Annotated in this window: 17 protein-coding genes; 13 read left to right on the forward strand and 4 right to left on the reverse strand. The window is 37.4% G+C overall.

Features of this window, described 5'->3' with window-relative positions; genetic code table 11:
* The first annotated feature begins 210 nt into the window (after positions 1 to 210).
* Positions 211 to 414 (forward strand): tyrosine-type recombinase/integrase, encoded by a 204-nt coding sequence (locus J3D55_RS11175; RefSeq protein WP_259135089.1) that lies wholly within the window; start codon positions 211 to 213, stop codon positions 412 to 414.
* A gap of 630 nt (positions 415 to 1,044) precedes the next feature.
* Here J3D55_RS11175 and J3D55_RS11180 read toward each other — a convergent pair.
* Positions 1,045 to 1,305, reverse strand: coding sequence for a helix-turn-helix domain-containing protein (locus J3D55_RS11180; protein WP_374759487.1), 261 nt, complete (start codon positions 1,303 to 1,305; stop codon positions 1,045 to 1,047).
* Between the two features lie 213 nt (positions 1,306 to 1,518).
* Between J3D55_RS11180 and ccoN the strand changes: the two genes are divergently transcribed.
* Together ccoN and J3D55_RS11190 are read left to right on the forward strand one after the other, a co-directional pair.
* Positions 1,519 to 3,798: a cytochrome-c oxidase, cbb3-type subunit I gene (gene ccoN, locus J3D55_RS11185; protein ID WP_259131103.1), complete on the forward strand. Its 2,280-nt coding sequence runs from the start codon at positions 1,519 to 1,521 to the stop codon at positions 3,796 to 3,798.
* 15 nt (positions 3,799 to 3,813) lie between these two features.
* The gene (locus J3D55_RS11190) at positions 3,814 to 4,701 is read left to right on the forward strand and encodes a cbb3-type cytochrome c oxidase N-terminal domain-containing protein (protein WP_259131104.1); all 888 of its coding nucleotides are present in this window, start codon (positions 3,814 to 3,816) and stop codon (positions 4,699 to 4,701) included.
* Between the two features lie 745 nt (positions 4,702 to 5,446).
* On the opposite strand, the gene J3D55_RS11195 is transcribed toward J3D55_RS11190, so the two are convergent.
* Together J3D55_RS11195 and dinB are read right to left on the reverse strand one after the other, a co-directional pair.
* Positions 5,447 to 8,500 (reverse strand): DNA polymerase III subunit alpha, encoded by a 3,054-nt coding sequence (locus J3D55_RS11195; protein WP_259131106.1) that lies wholly within the window; start codon positions 8,498 to 8,500, stop codon positions 5,447 to 5,449.
* Between the two features lie 11 nt (positions 8,501 to 8,511).
* Positions 8,512 to 9,654 (reverse strand): DNA polymerase IV, encoded by a 1,143-nt coding sequence (gene dinB, locus J3D55_RS11200; protein WP_259131108.1) that lies wholly within the window; start codon positions 9,652 to 9,654, stop codon positions 8,512 to 8,514.
* 61 nt (positions 9,655 to 9,715) lie between these two features.
* On the opposite strand from dinB, the gene J3D55_RS11205 reads away from it, so the two are divergent.
* The 9 genes from J3D55_RS11205 to J3D55_RS11245 all read left to right on the forward strand — a co-directional run bounded on the left by J3D55_RS11205 (position 9,716) and on the right by J3D55_RS11245 (position 17,739).
* Positions 9,716 to 10,486 carry a LexA family transcriptional regulator gene (locus tag J3D55_RS11205; RefSeq protein ID WP_259131110.1) on the forward strand — a complete coding sequence of 257 codons (771 nt, stop codon included), beginning with the start codon at positions 9,716 to 9,718 and terminating at the stop codon, positions 10,484 to 10,486.
* Between the two features lie 115 nt (positions 10,487 to 10,601).
* A complete protein-coding gene (locus J3D55_RS11210; protein ID WP_259131112.1) occupies positions 10,602 to 10,763 on the forward strand; it encodes a hypothetical protein in 162 nt (53 codons plus the stop codon).
* Positions 10,756 to 11,217, forward strand: a complete 462-nt coding sequence (locus J3D55_RS11215) for an alpha-ketoglutarate-dependent dioxygenase AlkB family protein (protein WP_259131114.1) — start codon at positions 10,756 to 10,758, stop codon at positions 11,215 to 11,217. The genes J3D55_RS11210 and J3D55_RS11215 overlap by 8 nt, the downstream gene beginning before the upstream one ends.
* 323 nt (positions 11,218 to 11,540) lie before the next feature.
* Positions 11,541 to 12,365, forward strand: a complete 825-nt coding sequence (locus J3D55_RS11220; RefSeq protein ID WP_259131116.1) for a helix-turn-helix domain-containing protein — start codon at positions 11,541 to 11,543, stop codon at positions 12,363 to 12,365.
* Positions 12,366 to 12,442: 77 nt separating this feature from the next.
* Positions 12,443 to 13,021, forward strand: coding sequence for an NAD(P)H-dependent oxidoreductase (locus J3D55_RS11225; protein ID WP_259131118.1), 579 nt, complete (start codon positions 12,443 to 12,445; stop codon positions 13,019 to 13,021).
* A 143-nt stretch (positions 13,022 to 13,164) separates the two neighbouring features.
* Entirely contained in the window at positions 13,165 to 13,314 is a 150-nt protein-coding gene (locus J3D55_RS11230; protein WP_259131121.1) for a hypothetical protein, read from the forward strand.
* Positions 13,315 to 13,727: 413 nt separating this feature from the next.
* On the forward strand, positions 13,728 to 14,009 hold the full coding sequence (locus J3D55_RS11235) for a helix-turn-helix domain-containing protein (RefSeq protein WP_259131122.1): 282 nt from the start codon (positions 13,728 to 13,730) through the stop codon (positions 14,007 to 14,009).
* 105 nt (positions 14,010 to 14,114) lie between these two features.
* Positions 14,115 to 15,509, forward strand: a complete 1,395-nt coding sequence (locus tag J3D55_RS11240; RefSeq protein ID WP_310466885.1) for a DUF3945 domain-containing protein — start codon at positions 14,115 to 14,117, stop codon at positions 15,507 to 15,509.
* Between the two features lie 106 nt (positions 15,510 to 15,615).
* Positions 15,616 to 17,739 (forward strand): DNA topoisomerase 3, encoded by a 2,124-nt coding sequence (locus J3D55_RS11245; RefSeq protein WP_259131123.1) that lies wholly within the window; start codon positions 15,616 to 15,618, stop codon positions 17,737 to 17,739.
* A gap of 246 nt (positions 17,740 to 17,985) precedes the next feature.
* Here J3D55_RS11245 and J3D55_RS11250 read toward each other — a convergent pair whose 3' ends face one another.
* Entirely contained in the window at positions 17,986 to 19,164 is a 1,179-nt protein-coding gene (locus tag J3D55_RS11250) for an NUMOD4 domain-containing protein (protein ID WP_259131125.1), read from the reverse strand.
* Positions 19,165 to 19,517: 353 nt separating this feature from the next.
* Between J3D55_RS11250 and J3D55_RS11255 the strand changes: the two genes are divergently transcribed.
* A complete protein-coding gene (locus J3D55_RS11255) occupies positions 19,518 to 21,059 on the forward strand; it encodes a T9SS type A sorting domain-containing protein (protein WP_259131127.1) in 1,542 nt (513 codons plus the stop codon).
* Positions 21,060 to 21,061 lie beyond the last annotated feature (2 nt).

Raw genomic sequence — 21,061 nt, forward strand, 5'->3', positions numbered from 1 at the left:
CGAAGAGATCAGTTTTGATGATCAGCAGATACGGGTAAATTTTACCAAAAAAAAGAAAGGCAGTTGAATATATGCTAATCTCAAAGCACGATTTTGACTTATGTGGAAAACCAGACCATCCACAAAGTCTTGTTTTTGAAGGCTTGCCGGATCCGTCATGGATTTCCCGACCGCTAAAAATGGAGTGAGTCAGCAGGCATTAGTAAGTACATAACGTTTCATTTTTTTCGCTACACGTTTCCTACCTTACCGCTTAAAAAAGGAACAGATATTTATATGGTAAGTAAAATGCTGGGACACACTGATGTCAAAACGGCCCAAATCTATGCAAAAGTCGTTGATGAAAAGAAAAATACTGCTGCAAGTGCGATAGTACTGGAGGAGTATTACGTAGATAAAACTATCAATTTATGATTTAAAAGATTCGCGCTATGGATGCCAATGATGTTAACTTTAATAACCTGCCCAAAATGGTATCGTATCTCATTTCAGAAATGGTAGAGTTGAAATTATTACTCAATAATCAAACTGATCCTGCGGTTCCTGTTAAGATTACAACGGGTAAGAAACAGAAAAATTCCCTGCTATAAAAATGGTAAGAAATTGTATTTTTTCGAAAACGAGATAATTGATTGGAGCTGTTGTGGTAAAAAAGACCTTACAAGAAATTGATCAAGAGACAAAAAGTAATTTCAAAAAAAAATATAGCTTGTGAGACTGAGGAACAGAAATAAGGGCTGATGAAATGATATAGTGACAAATTCATTTTTTAGAGAGACATCAGCGTTTTCGATTTTAGCATTAATTATCCGTATTATTTTAGAATTGCCTGTAAATTTGGCTTTTGTTTTTTTATCAATATACACATAGGATTTTCATTTTTAATCCGTGATATAATGAATGGTTCTTCATTTCTGGATAAAATTATGTAAGAGGAACAATACATTATTAAGGAAAAGAGATGAAAAGTGTAAAAGATAAAGAGCAGAACAATGGAATTAATAAGGCTTTTTCAAATGAAACAGCCTTATTAATTATAGTTTCTTATAGATATTCTTTAGGTATAGAAATATTATTCTTTTTCATATGCTCTAAAAGCCCATGGTATTTATCTTCAAAATCATCGGTACATTTATGAGAAATACTGCATATTTCGGAAGGTTTAATTTCAAGAATATCTGAGATCTTCGTAAGGGTTTCAAGATTTATCTTCACTTTAGAATTTTCGATATCAGAATACGCTTTTTGTGAAATTCCCATTTCGAAAGCCATATATTCCTGAGTAAAATCCTTACTTCTCCTCATTTTCCTGATATTTTGTCCACATATTTTCATCTCTTTTGGCTTTAGTAGTTTTCGGTATATTTTAGAAGTATATCTATTAGACTTACCCAAAGTTAGTGAATACCTTTGTCAAAACATTATCATAGTACATGATATTTAAAACCTGAGTTAAAAATTTACTTATAAACTTTTGTTTTAACGAAAAATATCACCTCAGTACAATACATAGGAATTATGGAGACGCAACAATTTAATTATGACAATAATATTGTCAGAGCATTTCTCTATGCTACAATTGCATTCGGTATAGTCGGTTTTTTACTCGGACTTACCGCTGCGCTGATGCTTTTTTATCCTGAACTTCCGGAATTTTTATTCGGAACAGATGATACAACCATTAAAAGTTTGGCATCTGGAAATATTCAGGGATTGATTAATACACAAGGAGCTTTAGGCTTCGGAAGGATCAGAATGTTGCATACGAGTGCAGTAATTTTTGCATTTGTCTGTAATTCCTTTTTCTGTGGTGCTTATTATAGTATGCAGCGATTATTAAAGACAAGAATGTACAGCGATACCTTATCTTGGATTCACTTCTGGACTTGGCAAATTATGATTATTTCTGTAGTCATCACTTTCTTAATGGGAATCAATACATCAAAAGAATATGCAGAACACGAATGGCCGATTGATATTTTAATTACCATTTCGTGGGTAGTTTTCGGGATCAATATGTTCGGAACGATAGCGAAAAGAAGAGTGAGACACCTTTACGTAGCCATTTGGTTTTACATGGGAACATGGCTTGCTGTAGCAATGCTTCATATCTTTAATAATCTTGAAATCCCGTTATCTTTCACTTCATGGAAATCATATTCTGTGTACGCAGGAGCGAAAGATGCGTTGGTTCAGTGGTGGTACGGTCACAATGCGGTTGCTTTTGTCTTGACGACTCCGGTTTTAGGGTTAATGTATTATTTCTTACCAAAAGCTGCGGACAGACCCGTATTTTCCTATAAATTATCAATTATTCACTTCTGGTCTTTGATCTTCGTTTACCTGTGGGCAGGACCGCATCACTTACAATATACTGCTCTTCCGGCATGGGCTCAAGCGGTGGGAACAGGTTTCTCCATTATGTTGATCGCTCCATCTTGGGGAGGAATGTTGAATGGACTTTTAACTTTAAGAGGAGCTTGGGATAAAGTAAGAGAAAATCCGATCTTGAAATTCTTTGTTGTAGCTGTGACTTGCTATGGTATGGCAACATTTGAAGGACCGCTTTTAGCAACAAAATCTTTAAATAAAATTGGTCATTACACAGACTGGGTTATCGGTCACGTACATATTGGAGCATTGGGATGGAATGGTTTTATGGCGTTCGGTATCGTTTATTATCTTACTCCTGTAATGTGGAGAACCGAAATTTGGTCAAAAAAATTAGCCAACTGGCATTTTTGGCTGGGAACTTTAGGAATTATTTTCTATGCTGTCCCTATGTATATTTCAGGATTCACACAAGGATTAATGTGGAAACAATTCAATCCGGATGGAACTTTAGTTTGGAAAAACTGGCTGGATACGGTAACTGCAATCATTCCATATTATAAAATGAGATTTTTGGGAGGTCTGTTTTATCTTTCAGGTGCCATTTTAATGGTTGTAAATGTTATTAAAACCGTCAGAAAAGGGTCATTCCAAAAAAATGTTCCGGCGGAAGCTCCAGCTCTGGCAAATATCGGAACTGCCAGAAAAGAAGGCGAAGGAATCCACCTTTGGATCGAGAGAACTCCGAGAATAATGGCAATACTAGCTTTAATCACAGTCGCTATCGGAGGTTTGGTAGAAATTATTCCCACCTTAACTTTAAAACAAAGTGTTCCTACAATTTCAGCGGTAAAGCCTTATTCTCCGTTAGAATTAGAAGGCAGGGATTTATACGTTCGCGAAGGCTGTAACGCCTGTCACTCACAAATGATAAGACCTTTCCGTGATGAAATTGTAAGATTTGAAGGGAAAAACGGACAATACTCTAAAGCTGGAGAATTCATTTATGACAGACCTTTTCTTTGGGGATCAAAAAGAACAGGACCTGATTTACAGAGAGAAGGAGGAAGAAACCCTGATTCATGGCATTTTAAACACATGTACAACCCGAGAATTACTTCTGCAGGATCAATAATGCCGCGTTTTCCTTGGCTTATCAAGAATAAATTAGACAAAACGAAAATGGTGGATAAAATGAAATTAATGAAAAATTATTTCGATGTTCCCTATTCAAAAGCTGAGATAGATTCCGCCAATCAATGGGCAGACAATCAGGCAAAAGGTATTGTACAAAGAATTTACACCGAATCCAATGATGTTAAAGAGCAAATAGAAAAAGATAAAACCACGAAAGGACCATCATTCGTTCCGCTTGAGCAAAGAGAAATTGTAGCTATGATCGCTTATCTACAAAGATTGGGAACAGATATCAAAACCACCCAAATTCAAACAGCAAGTGCAGAATAATTTAAATTTATTACAATGAAAACAAGAACTCCCATTTCAGTATACATCCTTCTTACAATAGGTTTGACGATCATGGCGTTCGAAATGTTCGCACAAGATTCAGGATATTTTTCTTCCCCGTTTTTCTGGGGACTGATGTTAATTGCAATCATTTTGCTATTAATCATGAATTCTATCGGAGATTTAATTGAAAATCAAAATTTCACCAAATTATCAGATGAAGAAAAAGCAGAATATGTAAAGGATAAAAACACGCCTTATTTTCAGAAACTTTGGAATTCGGCATTCAAAAAACAGTCGGTGACTGAGGAAAAAGATATTTTAATCGATCATGGTTTCGACGGAATTACAGAGCTTGACAACTCGCTTCCAAAATGGTGGATCGGCTTATTTTACTTCGGATGTATTTTCTGTGTGGTGTATTTAACGGCTTTTGCGTTCACCGATTACGCCCATCCTGAAGCTGAATTGAATCATGAAACCAAAACAATGCTCGCTTCCATCGAAGAATTTGAAAAAACAGCTCCTCAGATTACTCTCGAAAATGCAAAATACAGCGCAGATAATATCGCAGAAGGTCAGGAATTATTTAAAACAAACTGCGTAACCTGTCACGGTGAAAACGGAAAAGGTGGAATCGGACCTAATTTAACAGATACTCAATGGATCAACATACAACAAAAAAGCCTTTTCAAAAATGTAATCTGGATGCTGGAAAACGGTTCGCCTAACAATCCTACAATGCGTCCTTTGATTAAAGAAGGAACGATTACAGGAAGAGATGCAGAGAAAATTGCAGCTTATATTTATCACATCAATCAGGAAACTGCTCCGATTACTCAGGCTCAAGGTGGTGCAGATCCGCAAGGTGAGGAAGTAAAATGGGAAAATGGAAACGACTAAAACAAATTTATTATCTCAATATATAAATTATCAATGCCCCTTTAAATAACTAAAATAACATTTGAATTTTTTAAACCTTTTCAACATTAAAAAATGATAAAAAGGGGGTTTTTAAAAATAATCCGTGCTTTGGCTGTCATCATCAACTATTCACTTGACAACTAGAAAACTAAATTCCATAAATGGGCAGTCAGGGCAGGGTTTTAATTATGTGTTTTATTGACTTTCAGGATGGTGTATTTCGTATCCTAGAGCTTAGTTCTTAAAGTTATGAAGTATGAACTTTTTAAATACAAAAGAATTGTCCTGTGTATTTGCAAATAACTCCTAGATTATTGAAGGTAATTGCTGTCCTACTTTATGGAAAGTTTCTTATTACTGATCTTAATATTCTAATTATTTGAATTCTGGCGTTTGCTAATTGCTTTTCGCTTCAAGGGATTGTACTCCAATTACTCCATCCTCCTGAATAACGATTATAGCCACATTTTAAAGGCTTGTAAATAAACGTTATAATTTTTCTAATGACAATTACATGTCAATGGCAGATTTGAAAATTGTCCTGTTGGATTTACTTCCAAGAAATAATATTGATTATATTATCTTTAGTTAAAACCCAATCTATTGAACCCGTATCTATGTTAAGATCATTCATAACTAAAAGTTTATCCACTAAATCCTTGGAAAGTTTAAATAAAGTATTTCCATTTGGTTTTTATAGAATTGAATTATATGATCGTTTTTCTCAACCCATTTTTTGTCTCGGCAATCCTATTTCATGCTCCTGAGGATAAGGTTTTCTCTGCGTCATACTGATATCTTCATGTAGAATTCTTGCTGTTTCCAAGGACTTTTCTCTGTCCATTGAGTATCTGGGATCTGGAATAAAAGGCATCTTGGCCATTTTATGTATGGTAATTGTCGGAAAATGAAAATCTACTTCTACCGTTCCCAGCAATAAATAACAACCTCCACCCTGAAACGGATATTCTGTAAGAGAGTTTGGAAAGTAGGCTGTATCAAAATATTCACCCTCTGCATCGATCCAGGTTCCGAAGAACATGATTCCTCTTTTAGTAGGGACATGTTTTCTGGATATAAGGTAAGCGAGCATTTTAATCTGTTTCTTATGATGCTTAACAAGATCTTTGGCCATCACAGTGCCCCTGTATTTTGTCTGCAATAAATCAAACGGACTGAAAGACACGGAAAAACCGAGAATCTCTATTTCATCGAAAGCGTCTTCAAATTTATTCTTATCAATAATTGGTAATTTATAATCTTTTTGAGGTTCATCAAATAAGGAAATGATCTTAGTTTTATAATGACCTTTAGAGAACAGGAATCTGGCTTCGATCAGCAATTCATGTTTTTGTTTTCCAGTAAATCTGAATGCGCCAATAAAGATGAGGGTCTGTAATGATTCAATGCCAATAGGTACTCGTTTTACAAAGTCTTCCAGCGATCTGTAATCTCCCTTGTTTTTTCGTTCTTCAGCAATGAACTGTTTGATCGCAGCTTCCAGTTTTTCGATATGCATAAAACCCAGATATACATCAGTTCCATAAACCGTTGTATGAAACTCGCTGAGGTTGGCGCAAGGGTTATGGATGGTTGCTCCGGACATTTTAGCTTCGTGAACATATACTTCCGTTCTGTAAAATCCACCACCGTTATTGATAGCGGAAACCATAAATTCAATGGGGTAGTAGGCCTTTAAATAAAGACTCTGATAACTTTCTACCGCATAAGATGCTGAATGAGCCTTGCAAAAAGAATAGCCTGCAAAGGATTCGATCTGTCGGTATACTTCCTGCGAGAGTTGTTCTGGATGCCCTTTTCTCTCGCAGGATTCAAAAAAATCATCTTTTAATTTCTGTAAGGCAGTTAGTGAACGTCCCTTACCACTCATTGCTCTTCTTAAAACATCACCATTTTCCGCAGAAACACCACCGAAATGCATGGCAATTTTGATCACATCCTCCTGATAAACCATGATACCATAGGTCTCGCCTAGTTCCTTTTCAAAGACCTCGTGAAAATATTCAAACTGGTCTGGATGGTTATGCCTAAATATATATTCCCGCATCATCCCGCTTTGTGCCACACCGGGGCGAATGATGGATGAGGCAGCAACCAATACTTTATAGTTATCGCATTTCAGTCTTCTCAATAACCCACGCATTGCAGGGGATTCAATATAAAAGCAGCCTATGGTCTTTCCGATACTTAAATAGTCATTGCATTTGCTCTCATTCTTTGAGATCCTGGCATCTTCAATGTTTACGGTAATCCCTCTTTTTTCCTCGATCAGTTTAACCGAATCTTTAATGGTTCCCAGTCCCCTTTGAGAGAGGATATCAAATTTTTCAAGACCGATATCTTCGGCCGTATACATATCGAACTGCACGATTGGGAATTCCTTTGGAGGAAATTCCAAGGCAGAATAATTGGTGATCGGTTCTTCTGAGATCAGGATCCCACAGGAATGCATGCTTCTTTGATTAGGAAAGCCTATTAATAATTTCTCATATTTATAGATCTCCTGAACGATGGAGTTCTGGTCATGCTGATCTTTCGGCCTTTTAGAAAGCTGATCCAGTTCATCTTTGGGAAGCCCGAATACTTTCCCCAATTCTCTGAATCTCGATCTGCTCTTAAACTCCACATTGGTTCCGCAAAAGGCAACGTGGTCTTTTCCGTATTTGTTAAAGATGTATTTGAGAATAGCATCCCTGTTTTTCCAACTCCAATCCAGATCAAAATCGGGCGGAGTTTTCCGGTTGAGGTTTAAGAAACGTTCAAAATACAGATCCAGTTCCAAAGGACATATATCAGTGATCCCGATACAATAGCTGACAATGGAATTGGCGCCACTCCCTCGTCCCACATGCATAAACCCCATACGGTTGCTGTACTGGACAATGTCCCACGTGATTAAAAAATAACTGCAGAAATTCAGTTGATTAATCACTGCGAGTTCTTTATCTACTCTGATTTTTGCCTGTAAGTTCTCATTAGGATATCTTTTGCCCAGGCCCTCATATGCCAATTGTTTCAGCAATTTAAAATCACTCTCTTTACTTTCGGTAAAATGTTTTTTATTTTTAGGTGTTTTAAAGTCAAAGTCAAAACTGCATTCATCTACAATGTACTTTGTGTTTTCAATGATCTCCGGATATGGGGAATACTTCAACAGCAGTTGTTTTTTATTTGTAAAAGTTTCATTGTCTTTACAATGATTATTTTCAGTCAACTTAGTAATCAGTGTATTTCCTGCTATGGCTCGTAAAATCTTATGCAGCTTATATTCTTCATCCGCTTTAAAGGTTACCGGATGCAGGATGATCATTTTATGGGTCAGCGTTTTTAATTCAGGTTTTATTAAAAAATTTAATTCGTCCTGTTTTATTCCTATATATTCGTGTTCCAGCAGTTTTTCAGGTATATTCTGTAAAGGATAAACCACAAAGGTATTTTCCAATTCAGGATTAGCCTTAGGTATTTCAGCTCCTTCACAGTTATAATTGGTCAGAAGCCTGTTAACTTCTGCAATGCCTTTTGAGTTTCTTGCAAGGCATATATAGTATTGTTCATTCTTAACCCTGACATCAACCCCGACGACCGGTTTGATTCCCTTTTCCTGACAAAGCTTATAAAATTGATAAATACCGGTAACCGTATTGATATCGGTGAGTGCCAAAACCTTTAGTTTGTGGTCAACAGCCAACTGAACCAGATCTTCAACAGAAATGGTCCCATAATGTAAACTGTGATATGAGTGGCAATTGAGATACATCTAATTATACTTTACTGTAGAAAACCTGAAGCTCTGCCTATACTCTCTGAGCCGAACCTATTCTTGAGATAATCCATGGTCTGATATAATGAGATTAGTTCCTCCGTGTCCTCAAAAAGATCCATTTGGTGGAGTCCGTGAACCAATCCTGTGAATTTAACACCGATTAGCCGTATTCTCATCCTTCTGGTATATAGCTTATTAAAAAGCTCCAATATATATCTGAGCAAAGTATGGTCTGCCGAGGTGTATGGGATTCTGCATTGCTTGATCTCGGTGTCAAAATTGGAATACCTGATCTTTACCGAAACTGTTGAGGTCAGCCACTTTTCCCTTCTCAGCTGGAAAGCAAGCTTTTCAACCATACCGGATAATAGGCTTCTGATCTTCAGTATATCGATTGTGTCCTGAGCAAATGTATCCTCCGTGGAGATCGACTTTCTTTCGGAATAGGGAATGACGGGTGTTTCATCAATGCCATGGGCTTTTTTCCAAAGTGTTTGTCCGTTCTTTCCAACCAGCTCCTGTAAAACATCGACCGGCATTTCAGAAAGAGTTTTGATCGTCTTGACTCCCAATCTTGAAAAAAGCTGGAAGGTCTCAGGTCCTACCATAGGGATCTTTTTTATCGATAATGGATCTAAGAAATGCTGAATCTCTTTTTCCTTGACCTCAAATCTTCCTAGCGGCTTTGATTCCCCTGTCCCGATCTTTGAAACCGTTTTATTGGTGGAAAGGGCAAAACTGATCGGCAGACCTGTATTCTTTGTAACGGCATCTGCAATTTCATTGGTCCATTGGTAGCAGCCAAAGAATTTGTCCATTCCGGAAAGGTCAAGATAAAATTCATCAATGCTCGCTTTTTCCAATACCGGTACTTTTTCCTGAATCACCTCTGTCACCAAATGAGACATATTGGAATAATATTCCATATCTCCCTTGATCACTCTGGCTTCGGGGCATAGACGCAACGCCATCCTAATGGGCATTGCCGAACGGACACCAAATTCTCTTGCTTCATACGAGCAGGACGCCACCACACCACGATCTCCACCTCCAATGATGATCGGCTGTTTCTCTAATACGGAGTTTTTCAGTCGTTCGCACGAGACAAAGAACGTGTCCATATCCATATGCGCAATTGCTCTTTCCATATTGTAAACTTAGTCACGTTTTTGTACAAATTTTGTATATTTGTTGTCATAAATTATGACAATGTCAATTTTTTCAGATAACATGGTGTTTTTGAGAGGTAAGAAAAATCTTACACAGCAGAAGCTTGCAGATGACCTGATCCTTACACGGGCCAGATATATTTCTTATGAATATGAGAAAGCACAACCTCCTATTGATGTACTGATAAGGATATCTAAGTATTATAGCATCAGTATTGATCTTTTGGTGACGGTCAATATCAGAAAGTACCCATTGGATGACATTTTAAATTTACCTAATAATCGAATCTTGCTTCCGGTTATTGTGGATAAAGAAGGAAATAATTATATCGAAATTGTTCCCCAGAAAGCGTCGATGGGCTATTTGAAGGGCTTCAGTGATCCTGAATATATTGAAAATCTTATGAGGATCCTCCTGCCATTTTTAAAAAACGGAAAATACAGAGGCTTTCTGGCAGATGGCGATTCAATGCCGCCTTTTGCCGATCAATCGATCATTATCGGAGAGTATGTCGAAAAACTGGATGACCTCAAACCTGCTAAGGACTATATTTTTGTGACTAAGGAAGGTATAACTTACAAAACTTTTTTAAAGAGAAATAAAAAATCGATTACCATAGCTGCTGATAACCTGTTCTATGAGCCTTATGAGATTGCTTTAGGAGATGTCGTGGAAGTGTGGAGCTATGTTATGGGAATTTTACCTAAAGATTATAAGCCTTTAATGCCGGATTATGTCAATTTAAAAACAATGATCGGGGATTTAAAGACGACCATTCTTAACCTGGAAAATAAGGTTTCTGGTTTTTAAATATAGTTCTTAACGAAAAAACTCCCCGAAGGGAAGTTAAAAACACAAATGATGAAAAAAAATTATCCCGTAGAAACGGGATAGTGTAAAGGTAATATTTTAAAAGAAAATTGCAATGGGTCAGCTGAGTTTATTTGAGTCGGAAGAGTTTTACGAGTTTCCAAAAGATCTTTTGGAATACAAGGAAAATTTCCTGAGCGGGGAAGAGGCAGACCGACTAAAGAAACCATCTGCTTCAGACAGCTCCATGGGAACAGCGTACCCAGAAAATGTATGATAAGACAGTCATAACCCCACGACTAACCGCGTGGTATGGTGATGACAAAAAATCTTACAAATCGGCTGATAATAATGCTTCAAGTACCAATCTCTGGACTCCGGAGCTGCTGGCACTAAAAGAAAAAATTGAACACGAATTCGGTTATCGGTTCAATGGTGTTCTACTTAACCTGTACCGGGACAATAATGATTCCGTTGCCTGGCACAGGGATAAGGAAAGCAGATATGGAAAACGTCCTGTTATTGCATCCATCAGTCTCGGTCAGACCAGAAACTTTGATTTTAGAAAGAAAGACCATCATCAAAGCAAATACAGCCTGCCACTTCCGAACGGCTCCTTGCTTATTATGAAAGGAGACCTGCAGGAAAACTGGGAACACCGGATTGCCAAATCTATTGTGCCTATGAAGAAACGTATTAATTTAACATTCCGATTGATTCATGAGGGATAAACTATCCTATTTTATATCAACAAAAACATTTAAATAAAAACACTATGTCTATTTCGTATTATGATTTTAAAAATCTAACAGACCAATCTCAGCAAGAACTTGTTATTACTGAAGGAGTAGTGATCAATGAAATATATAAAAATGAGCTCAGATTTGTTATCTATAAGTTGTCATCTTTTTCCGTTGAGATTGTTTACAATACGGTCAATGGAAAGATTGAAAGTTTTACTGCCTTTCAAACCATAGGGAGATGAAAGCAAATTACCGCTGTATGTTATAAGATTTGGAAGTAAATAGTTGTAACTTTACGATATTCATTAAAAATGGCAAAAAACGAAGAAAATTACAGCAGCTTTAAAATAGCTGTTCCGGCAGATTATGAAGAAGTTTTTTCTCATTTTTACTTTGCCGAAAATACGGGCGTTGAAACCATTACCAAAACATTACTCCCTTCATATCAAACCATTTTAATATTCAATTTTGGAACACCAGCTGTTCTCTATTCCAGCCAAAAAACAGAATTAAAGATTGATAAATGTTTAGTTTTAGGACCTGTAAAACAGGCTTTTACCTATTCGCTACCAGAAAATTCCGGGATTTTGGTTGCTAATTTTAAAGATGATGCATTTTACAATTTCTTTGGGAATGCTGCCGTTGCAGAACATTTGCCTCTCAATCCGGATGACTTATTAGGTGAGAATTGTTTTACTTCTCTATGGACACAACTCAATAGGATTAGTGATAATAATGATAGGGTAGAATATATTTTAGAATTCTCAAAACCTTATCTCAGACAGAGAAATATCATCGCAGAGCAGTTAGCCAATTTTAAAGGTGCCAATTTGAATCCTATTAAATCTATAGCTGATGCTCAAAACCAGACAGAAAGAAATATCCAGCTCAACCATAAGAAACATTTGGGGTATACGGCTAAAGAAATTAACCGTTATCAAAGGTTCTTAAAGGCTGTTGAACTCATACAAAGTGTTGCGTCCACTTCCGATAAAATGGATTGGTTTAACATCATCAACGAATGCGGTTTTTACGACCAAAGCCAGCTGATTCACGATTTTAAACATTATATCAATCTTAGTCCTACAAAATATCTCAAATTCCAACAGGATATTTGCAATCCTAAAGCTACATAGTCCACATTTCGTTTTCTTACAATTTTACCAGACTTCGCTCATCTACTTTTGTTCTATCAAATTAAAAGAGTAGAACAATGAAACATTTAATCATTTATGCCCATCCAAATCCCGAGAGTTTAAACAGCTATTTAAAGCAAACACTTATAGAACATCTGTGGGATTCAGGAGACGAAGTAATCGTTAGGGATTTATACGAGCTCAATTTCAGCCCGGTCCTTTCCTTGGAAGATATGCAGGGACAAAGACTCGGAAAAGTGTCAGAGGAAGTTAAACAAGAACAGGAATTTATTTCTTGGGCAGATCACATTACCTTTATTTACCCTATTTGGTGGACAGGAATGCCTGCCATAATGAAGGGATTTATCGATCGTGTCTTTAGTTACGGTTTTGCCTATCGTTACGACGGAGGTATACAAAACGGCTTGCTTACCGGCAAACAGACCACAGTGATCAATACACACGGAAAATCAAAAGCAGAATATGAAAACATAGGAATGGATAAAGCACTTTCACTGACATCGGATAAGGGTATTTTCACTTATAGCGGACTTGAAATCAACCAGCATTTCTTCTTTGAAAAGGCGGATCGACCATTACCGGAAAGCGTGGAAAACTGGGCAAGCCAAATTGTATCTTCCTATAAAGCTGAGTGATGAAAAAAAATAGAAGGCTTAGAAATATAGGATTGGGGGTAGTCTCATTTCTTTTGGCAATATATGTCAATAGAGTATTGACTCAACTCATTAAAAATTAAAGCGGAAAAATAGTTTATTTAACAACAATTAAAATCAAAAAAATGGAAAAGACAACAAAATTACCTTTCGACAAATCGGTTTACAATCCGGTATTATTTAAAAGCTACAAAGTAGCAAAAAAGATTCTGAAATATAGCTTGTATACATTTGTTTTATACTTTGTCTACGAAGAATTTATGGATTGGGAATAGTAGCTATACCTGCTTCGGCTTTGCTTCAAATCATTTTAAGTATAGTGATGGAAACCGTGATTCAATTCGGAGGCGTAGTCTAATCAAAACCATCTGTATTAAGTGAAGAAAGCAAATCATCTGGAAGTTTATAAAGCCTGCTAATAATTATATTTAGCAGGCTTTTTCTTTGCCCTTAATTTGTGTGCACACTCCTTGCCGATTCCCAAAAGCTAGGAGGTGAAATGCTGGGATATGATGGGCTTTTATTATGCTTAAAATGATAAATTTCCGATGCTTACTTTTTATTTACTAAAAAAATATTTTCGGTACTACGAAAAGGTAGTGATTTTATTTGATGTGCAATTTCCAACTTTACCCCAATAAAAAGTTGATCAACTGTTCAAACCCTATTAACCTCAAAAATCACCGTTATGAATACCGAAAGAACAGAATTTATAGCATGGATGGAGAAGATCATGGAACGATTTGACATCCTTAAAGAACAAGTAGCATCAAGCCAATCCAGATTTATCGAGATCGACGGGGAGGTACTGTTAGACAATCAAGACGTGTTGCAACTCTTAAAAATCAGTTCTAGATCACTGCAACGTTACCGCACTAACAAGAAGCTTCCATACTATTCCATCAGTGGCAAGCTGTATTATAAGTTGTCCGATGTCCATCAGCTTATCAGAGAATGTCTACGTTCATAATAGAAGATAGACATTAAATGCCAAAGAAACATTGGGAATACCATTTTTAAAGATTGGGAATAAGGTTCATTTATTTTCGTCTCATCAAAATTAAAATTGATTGTGATGGAAGAAATAGCACAGAATGAAGCCAATGAGATCAAGCCAACGTCAGATACACTGCTTGTTCTGAATATCAATACCCATACTATTGAGATGGTGAAAGGAGTAGACAAGGATGGAAATCTGCAAAAGTTCCCTCCGGATGAAAAGAAAGACAATGATCAGCTGATCAGGGTTGACAAGCATGGTGACTTTTTCTCCAACTTCTTTTCCAATTTTTACCGGCAGCTTAAAAACCCTTCCCATTTTAATTTCTTCAAAGTCTCGGAATATGATGCTGTTGATACGGCAAAAGACCTTCAGCAGTATGTCAATCAGGCATCACCTGAAGAAAAAGAAAAATTGAAGGAATACGAGCTCTTACCTAAAAATACAAACCCATTAAAAAATCAGAATACAATGGAAAACAACACAGAAACTCAGGAATATCGTTTTCAGCCGGAACAGATCGACTGGAAAACGATGGAAAAATTCGGGCTAAATCGGGAAAAACTCGAAAAAATGAATGCTTTGGATCCACTTCTCAGAGGCTTTAAGACCAATACCTTAATTCCCATCACCATTAATCTGGGAACAGCGGTCAGTAAAATGGATGTCAGGCTGTCGCTACAGACAGCAGACACCGGCGAGGTGGCTATCAACCTGCACGGTATCCGCAAAGAGCCAAACTACAATCTTAAGTTCCTCGGTCACGAGTTCACCGAAGAAGACAAGAAAAGCCTCAAAGAAAGCGGAAACATGGGCAGGGTCGTAGACCTCGTGAATCCTAAGACCGATGAGATCATCCCATCCGTCATCAGCCGTGATCGCCTAACCAACGAGTTGGTTGCTTACAGAGCTGAGTATATGAAGATCCCGGATGAGATCAAAGGCATCAAGCTGGATGATCATCAAAAACAAACATTGCTGGAAGGTAAGCCGCTTTATTTGGAAGGAATGACCTCTAAAAAAGGAGAGCTGTTTGATGCGACCGTTCAGTTCAATGCGGATAAGCGCTATGTCGAATTCATTTTCAACAATAACCAAAGCCACCAGCAATCCCAACAACATACCCCGTCCAGTCAGCAAGTTCAATCCAAAGATGGGGAAGCCCCGAGAGTATTCAGAGGGAAAGAACTGGATGATGCACAATACGACAAATTCAAAGCAGGGCAGACGGTGTATGTTGACGGTCTTGTGGACAGCAAGGGAAAAGCATATCAAGGCTATATCACCTTCAACCAAGAAACCTCTAAAACAGATTTTTCGTTCAATAATCCCAATAGGCTTAGGGAACAAGCCCAGCCATCGGAAAATCATAAGACTCAGAAGGCGGTCAATTCAGATGGCAAAACCAATGAGGCTACCAGGAAGATCAAAGAAACCCTTGGAGTCCAAACAGCAACAACCTGCCAATAAACAGCAGGAAGAGCAACAGCAACAACCGACCAGATCCAAAGGACGCAAGATGTAGTCAACTGCTGACAATTAAAAATAAAATTCCAACCACAATAAATCCAATCCTATGAAAGCCATTATCGCAGAAAAGCCCATTGTTGCAAGAGAAATAGCCCAATTGTTACATGCCAATGAAAGAAAAGACGGTTACCTGGAAGGCAACGGGTATTGTGTGACCTGGGCATTAGGTCACCTGGTGTCGTTAGGAATGCCGGAGGATTATGGGATAAGAGGCTTTGACAAAGCCTCTTTGCCTATCTTTCCAAATCCATTCCTATTAATCCCAAGACCCTTCAAAAAACAAAATTACAAAGGGTATCAAGCTGATCCTTCCGCACTCGAACAATTAAAGATCATACAAAATGTCATCAGTCGATGCAGCAGTATCATTGTGGCGACCGATGCAGGAAGGGAAGGAGAGTTGATATTCCGATATATTTACGATTACCTCAAATGCAATAAACCTTTTGAAAGGCTGTGGATCAGTTCCTTGACTGAAAAAGCCATACAAGACGGTTTCAAAAAACTTCAATCAGGTTCAGTATTCGACGGTTTGTATGAGGCAGCTAGGGCCAGAAGCGAAGCAGACTGGTTGGTCGGGATCAATGCCACTCACGCATTAAGCATTGCAGCCAACCAAGATGTTTATTCTTTAGGAAGGGTACAGACCCCAACACTGGCTTTGATCTGCAAAAGGTCTGAAGACCATAAAAATTTCACCCAAAAGAAATATTGGCAGATCCAGCTGAAGCACCGGAAAGAATATCTGGACTTCAGCAGCCTTTCCAATGAGCAATGGGAAGATAAAAAACAGGCAGAACAGACCTTAAAATCAATAGAACGAGAGGGCAGGGCCACTGTCGAAGATGTATCCATCAAGACGGTACAGGAGCAGTCGCCTGTTCTGTTTGACCTGACAGAACTTCAAAAAGAAGCCAACAGGAAGTTAGGTCTGTCAGCCGATGAGATCCTACAGACGGCACAGGGTCTTTATGAAAAGAAATTCATCACGTATCCACGAACCGGCAGTAAATATATTCCGGAAGATCTTTGGGCGGAGATCCCGGAACAGGTCAGAATTCTGAATACCATCGATCAATTCAAACCCGCTGTTTCAACACTCAAATTCGGCAACTTTAACAAGCGTATGGTCAATGACCTGAAGGTAACCGACCACCACGGACTGTTAATCACCACCAAAATACCATCTGCGCTCACTGCAATGGAGAAAGCTATCTACGATATGATTGCCTACCGTTTGCTGGAATCCCTTTCGGAACATTGTTCCAAACAGGTCAGTCATATTACGATCAAAGTACATCATTATGAATTCAGCATCAAAGGATCAAAAATACTCACCAAAGGCTGGCGAGCCATCAAAAGGATACTCTCAGACCAAAACCAGAATAGCAAAAATGACGAAAGCACTTCCAATAAACATAAGGTTGAAGAAATGCTCACTGAACTCCCTGAACTTAAGATCGGGGATGAGCTTAAGATCTCCCAGGCGGATCTACAGGAAAAAATAACCCAACCGCCCAGATTATATACTGAGGCAGATTTATTATCGGCGATGGAAAATGCAGGAAGATTGATTGAGGATAAAGAAGAACAAAAAGCACTCTCAAATATCGGTATCGGGACTCCTGCAACCAGAGCCTCCATTATTGAAACCCTGATCAGCAGAAACTACATTACCCGAAAAAGCAAAACTCTCATTCCAACTGAAAAAGGAATCAAAGTTTATGATCTTGTCAAAGGAAAAAAGATCGCCAATGTACAAATGACCGCAGAGTGGGAAATAGCATTGGACAAGATCGAAAAAGGTGAACTCAATGCCAGACAATTCATCACCGGTATCAAAGACTACACAACAGAGATCACTGAGGAACTCTTATCATTAGCCATCCCTCACGAAAACATTCCAGAACTCAAATGCCCAAAATGCCAACAACAAAATCTCATCATCAATGACAAGATTATTAAATGTCCAAATGTCCAGTGCAATTGGATATTATTCAGAACAATATGCGGAGTACAATTAAATATGGATCACATTTCCACTTTAATTAAAAAAGGGAAAACTCCCGTGATCAAAAACATGAAAAGCAAAAACGGTAAAAAGTTTGACGCCTTTATATTGCTAAATGATAATTGTAGTACAGTATTTGAATTTCCAGGCAGAAATTAAATTCCTGACAAAGTCGATATTTTAATGTATTGTCTTCCTATTGTTCAATACCATATGTATAGAACTCCGAATACAGACAGGCTGAATCCCGAAAAACATGAATAAGATTTGTAAAAAGTATCCGACTATAGCCATATTCCTTTTCTGCTTTTGAGGAGTTTTTTAAAGGCTCCGTAATTGGAGCCTTATTTTCTTTATTGTAAGTTGAAGAAAATGACAATCTATTAAGATGATTGTTGAGCCAATTTAATCTTCCTTCGATTTTTTTTGGTTATTAGGTGTAAGGACAGAATTTCTGGAGCATAATTTAAGCTTTGAAAGATCTATATTCCCAAACGGGTCGCTTTGATTTACTATGGTAAGCTTCTTGTCATTCATGTCAAATTGCTCAATAAAACAATAATAAAGCAATCGGTTAATTGCCACATGAAATTTTTTTCCGTTATAGCTTAATTTAGTATAAAAATAATAAGTTTTGCTATCAGGTCTTAATACAAAGAGCGAGATAATATGCTCCTTCCAAAAAGTTTTGTTTTTATTCTCAGTCCAGGTATTTAGCCGTTTTATTCTTCCTTTATTGGAAATCATAAAATATTCTTTTAGATCGGGAACTGGTTTCCACTTTTCACCGGGAAGGTTTTTTAGTGATAAATTCATACAGGCAGGAGGGTTGTTTTGATCAATGGGTGGTTCCCCGAGTCTTTTCCAAAGACTTGTATTGAGTATTTTTTCCGGTATGCTTTTAGTCTCCGGTATAAAATCTTCTTTAACAGGTGTATAGCCTTTTATAAACCATCGGAATGTTCCCGCAGTAGTCCTTTTTTTGTTGATAACAGCCAGTATATGAGTATGATGGATTCCTAAGGTTTCACTTGCTGCATAAATATTTTCATAGCTGGCTATAAAATCACCATCAACAGTATATTGGGTTACTGCCTGCTGATAATTTCCTTTTTTTCCTCTGCCTGTATTCAATACTTTATTACGAAGCTCAATGGCAGTTATTTTCTCTAAGTTGCTAAAATGTACATTAAAGCGATTTTCATCTTTAAATGATATACGGAATGAAAGATCATCCATATCAAATTTTTCAACAAAATGATAATAAACCAAACGGGCTGTTGATCTTCCATGTACTTTCCCATCGATACAGAGATTGCATCTCACATTATAAAAATGAGTCTTTAGATGCTTGTTGAAATATCTGAAGGCTTGTGGCTTCATAATCCTGGCTAATATTTTCTGTTCTCCGCCGTTGGGAACTGAAACCCATCGCTCCAGGCTTTTTACTCGCCCATAATTGGAAACTGCATAGTTCTTAAAACCTTCAATAAACTCCCACTGCTCATCCGGAAGATCTTTTAAGGAAAAATTGGAAAGGACGGTATTGATATATTTATCTCCTAATTCTGTAGGCAGCTTCATAAGTCGAAATATTTCTTTTAAGTGATTTTTTTTATTGGTGTGCCATCAATATGATACAACAAAAATATACATTTGATATTAAAAAAGCATCTTATATGGTATCCCGTAACGGATGTGCCATTACCTTTCTTAATTTTGATTTCCAACCTTCAAAGAGTTTTTAGCATCTTTATAATACGACATGGTTTGTCGCTTTGGAGATGTATGTTTGCATTAGTTGTAAGAAGACAGGGATTATGAAGATTTGAAGCAGGTATTAAATGTGTTTAATAAACCTTATGGATATGAAATAAAAGCGATATTTTTGCAGCGTTAAAAAAATTAATAATTAATAACTCAAAATAAACACGGGAATGAACAAATTCTATACGGGTGCATTATTTTTATGCACTGTCTTGGGTATGTCTGCTCAGGAAGTGGTTTGGCAGAAAGATATCAAATCCTCGACACAGGATTTCCTTTCTCAGGTCACTACAACCATTGACGGACAGTATCTGATAACAGGCAGTTCGATTCAATCAAAAAAGCTTCAAACAGAAAGTAAACAAAACAACGGTTACGATTTTCACTTGGTTAAGCTTAATCAGCAAGGAGATGAAGTCTGGGAAAAATATTTCTCAGGGAAAAACCATGATTTTTTATCGGCAACGGTGAATACTCAGGAAGGTGGATTTTTACTGGCCGGAACTTCATATTCAGGAAAAGGACTGGATAAAAAAGAAGAATCTAAAGGAGGATCTGATATCTGGCTTATCAGAATCAATGAATTTGGAGATGAATTGTGGCAAAAAACCATTGGTGAGACTTCTGATGAAGAAGCCAGAGCAGTGATCCAGACGACGGATTTCGGATTTTTTGTCGCGGGAAATACCCAAAACTCAGCCAAAGGTTACGGATCCAAAGATGTTCTGATCGTAAGACTGGATAAAAATGGAAAAGAGATTTCTCAACTTGTTTTAGGCGGAAAAGGCTTGGATGAAGTGGAAAAAATGATTCCGACTAAAGATGGCGGAGCTTTACTGGGAGTTTATTCGAGAAGCAATGCAGGGGGAACAAAGAAAACCGAAAACTTTGGAGAGGGAGATTACTGGATCATTAAATTAAATAAGGACGGAAAAGTAGAATGGGAAAAGAACTTTGGAGGGAAAGGTGATGATCATTTAAGAACACTGGCTTTAACATCAACCGGATATTTAATCGGTGGAGAATCAAGATCGGAAAGATCAGGAAACAAATCGGTTGGAATTGAAGAAGGAACAGATTTATGGCTTGTTTCACTGAATGAAAGAGGTGAAGAAATCTGGCAGAAGTCTTACAATTTCAAAAACAGGGATGTTTTAATGGGGATGAGTGTCTTGCATGCTTCTGATGCTCAATCTTCGAAAGGGATTTTATTGGGCGGTTACACTCAGGCAGAAGGAAGAATTGAGAATGATGATGAAAAATTCTGGATGTTATATTTGGATCAAAACGGAAATGAACAGTGGAGAAAATATGTGAAAGGTGAATCTAGTAAACGTGAAGAAAGGCTTTCTGATATTAAATTGAACAGAGACGGATCGATCATTTTAGCCGGAACGAGCGCCGAAGAACTCGGAAAGGAAAACTGGAAGATTGTAAAACTGGGGGACAAACAAATCGACCAGTTGATCGAGAAACAAGATATTAAGATTTATCCGAATCCTGTATCAGATTATGCGTATGTAGAAATCGGTTTTGATTTTAAAGATGCTGATATTGTGATGTATGATATGGGAGGAAGACAACTCCAAACACTGAAAACTAAAAACAAAGTGACCAAGATGAATACTCAGGCTTTGATTCAGGGAGCTTACCTTATTGTTATAAAAACAGATACGAACAAAACGGCTAATGCTAAACTCATAAAAAAATAAAC

The organism is Chryseobacterium ginsenosidimutans, from assembly GCF_024807225.1.
GTDB classification, from domain to species: Bacteria; Bacteroidota; Bacteroidia; order Flavobacteriales; family Weeksellaceae; genus Chryseobacterium; species Chryseobacterium ginsenosidimutans.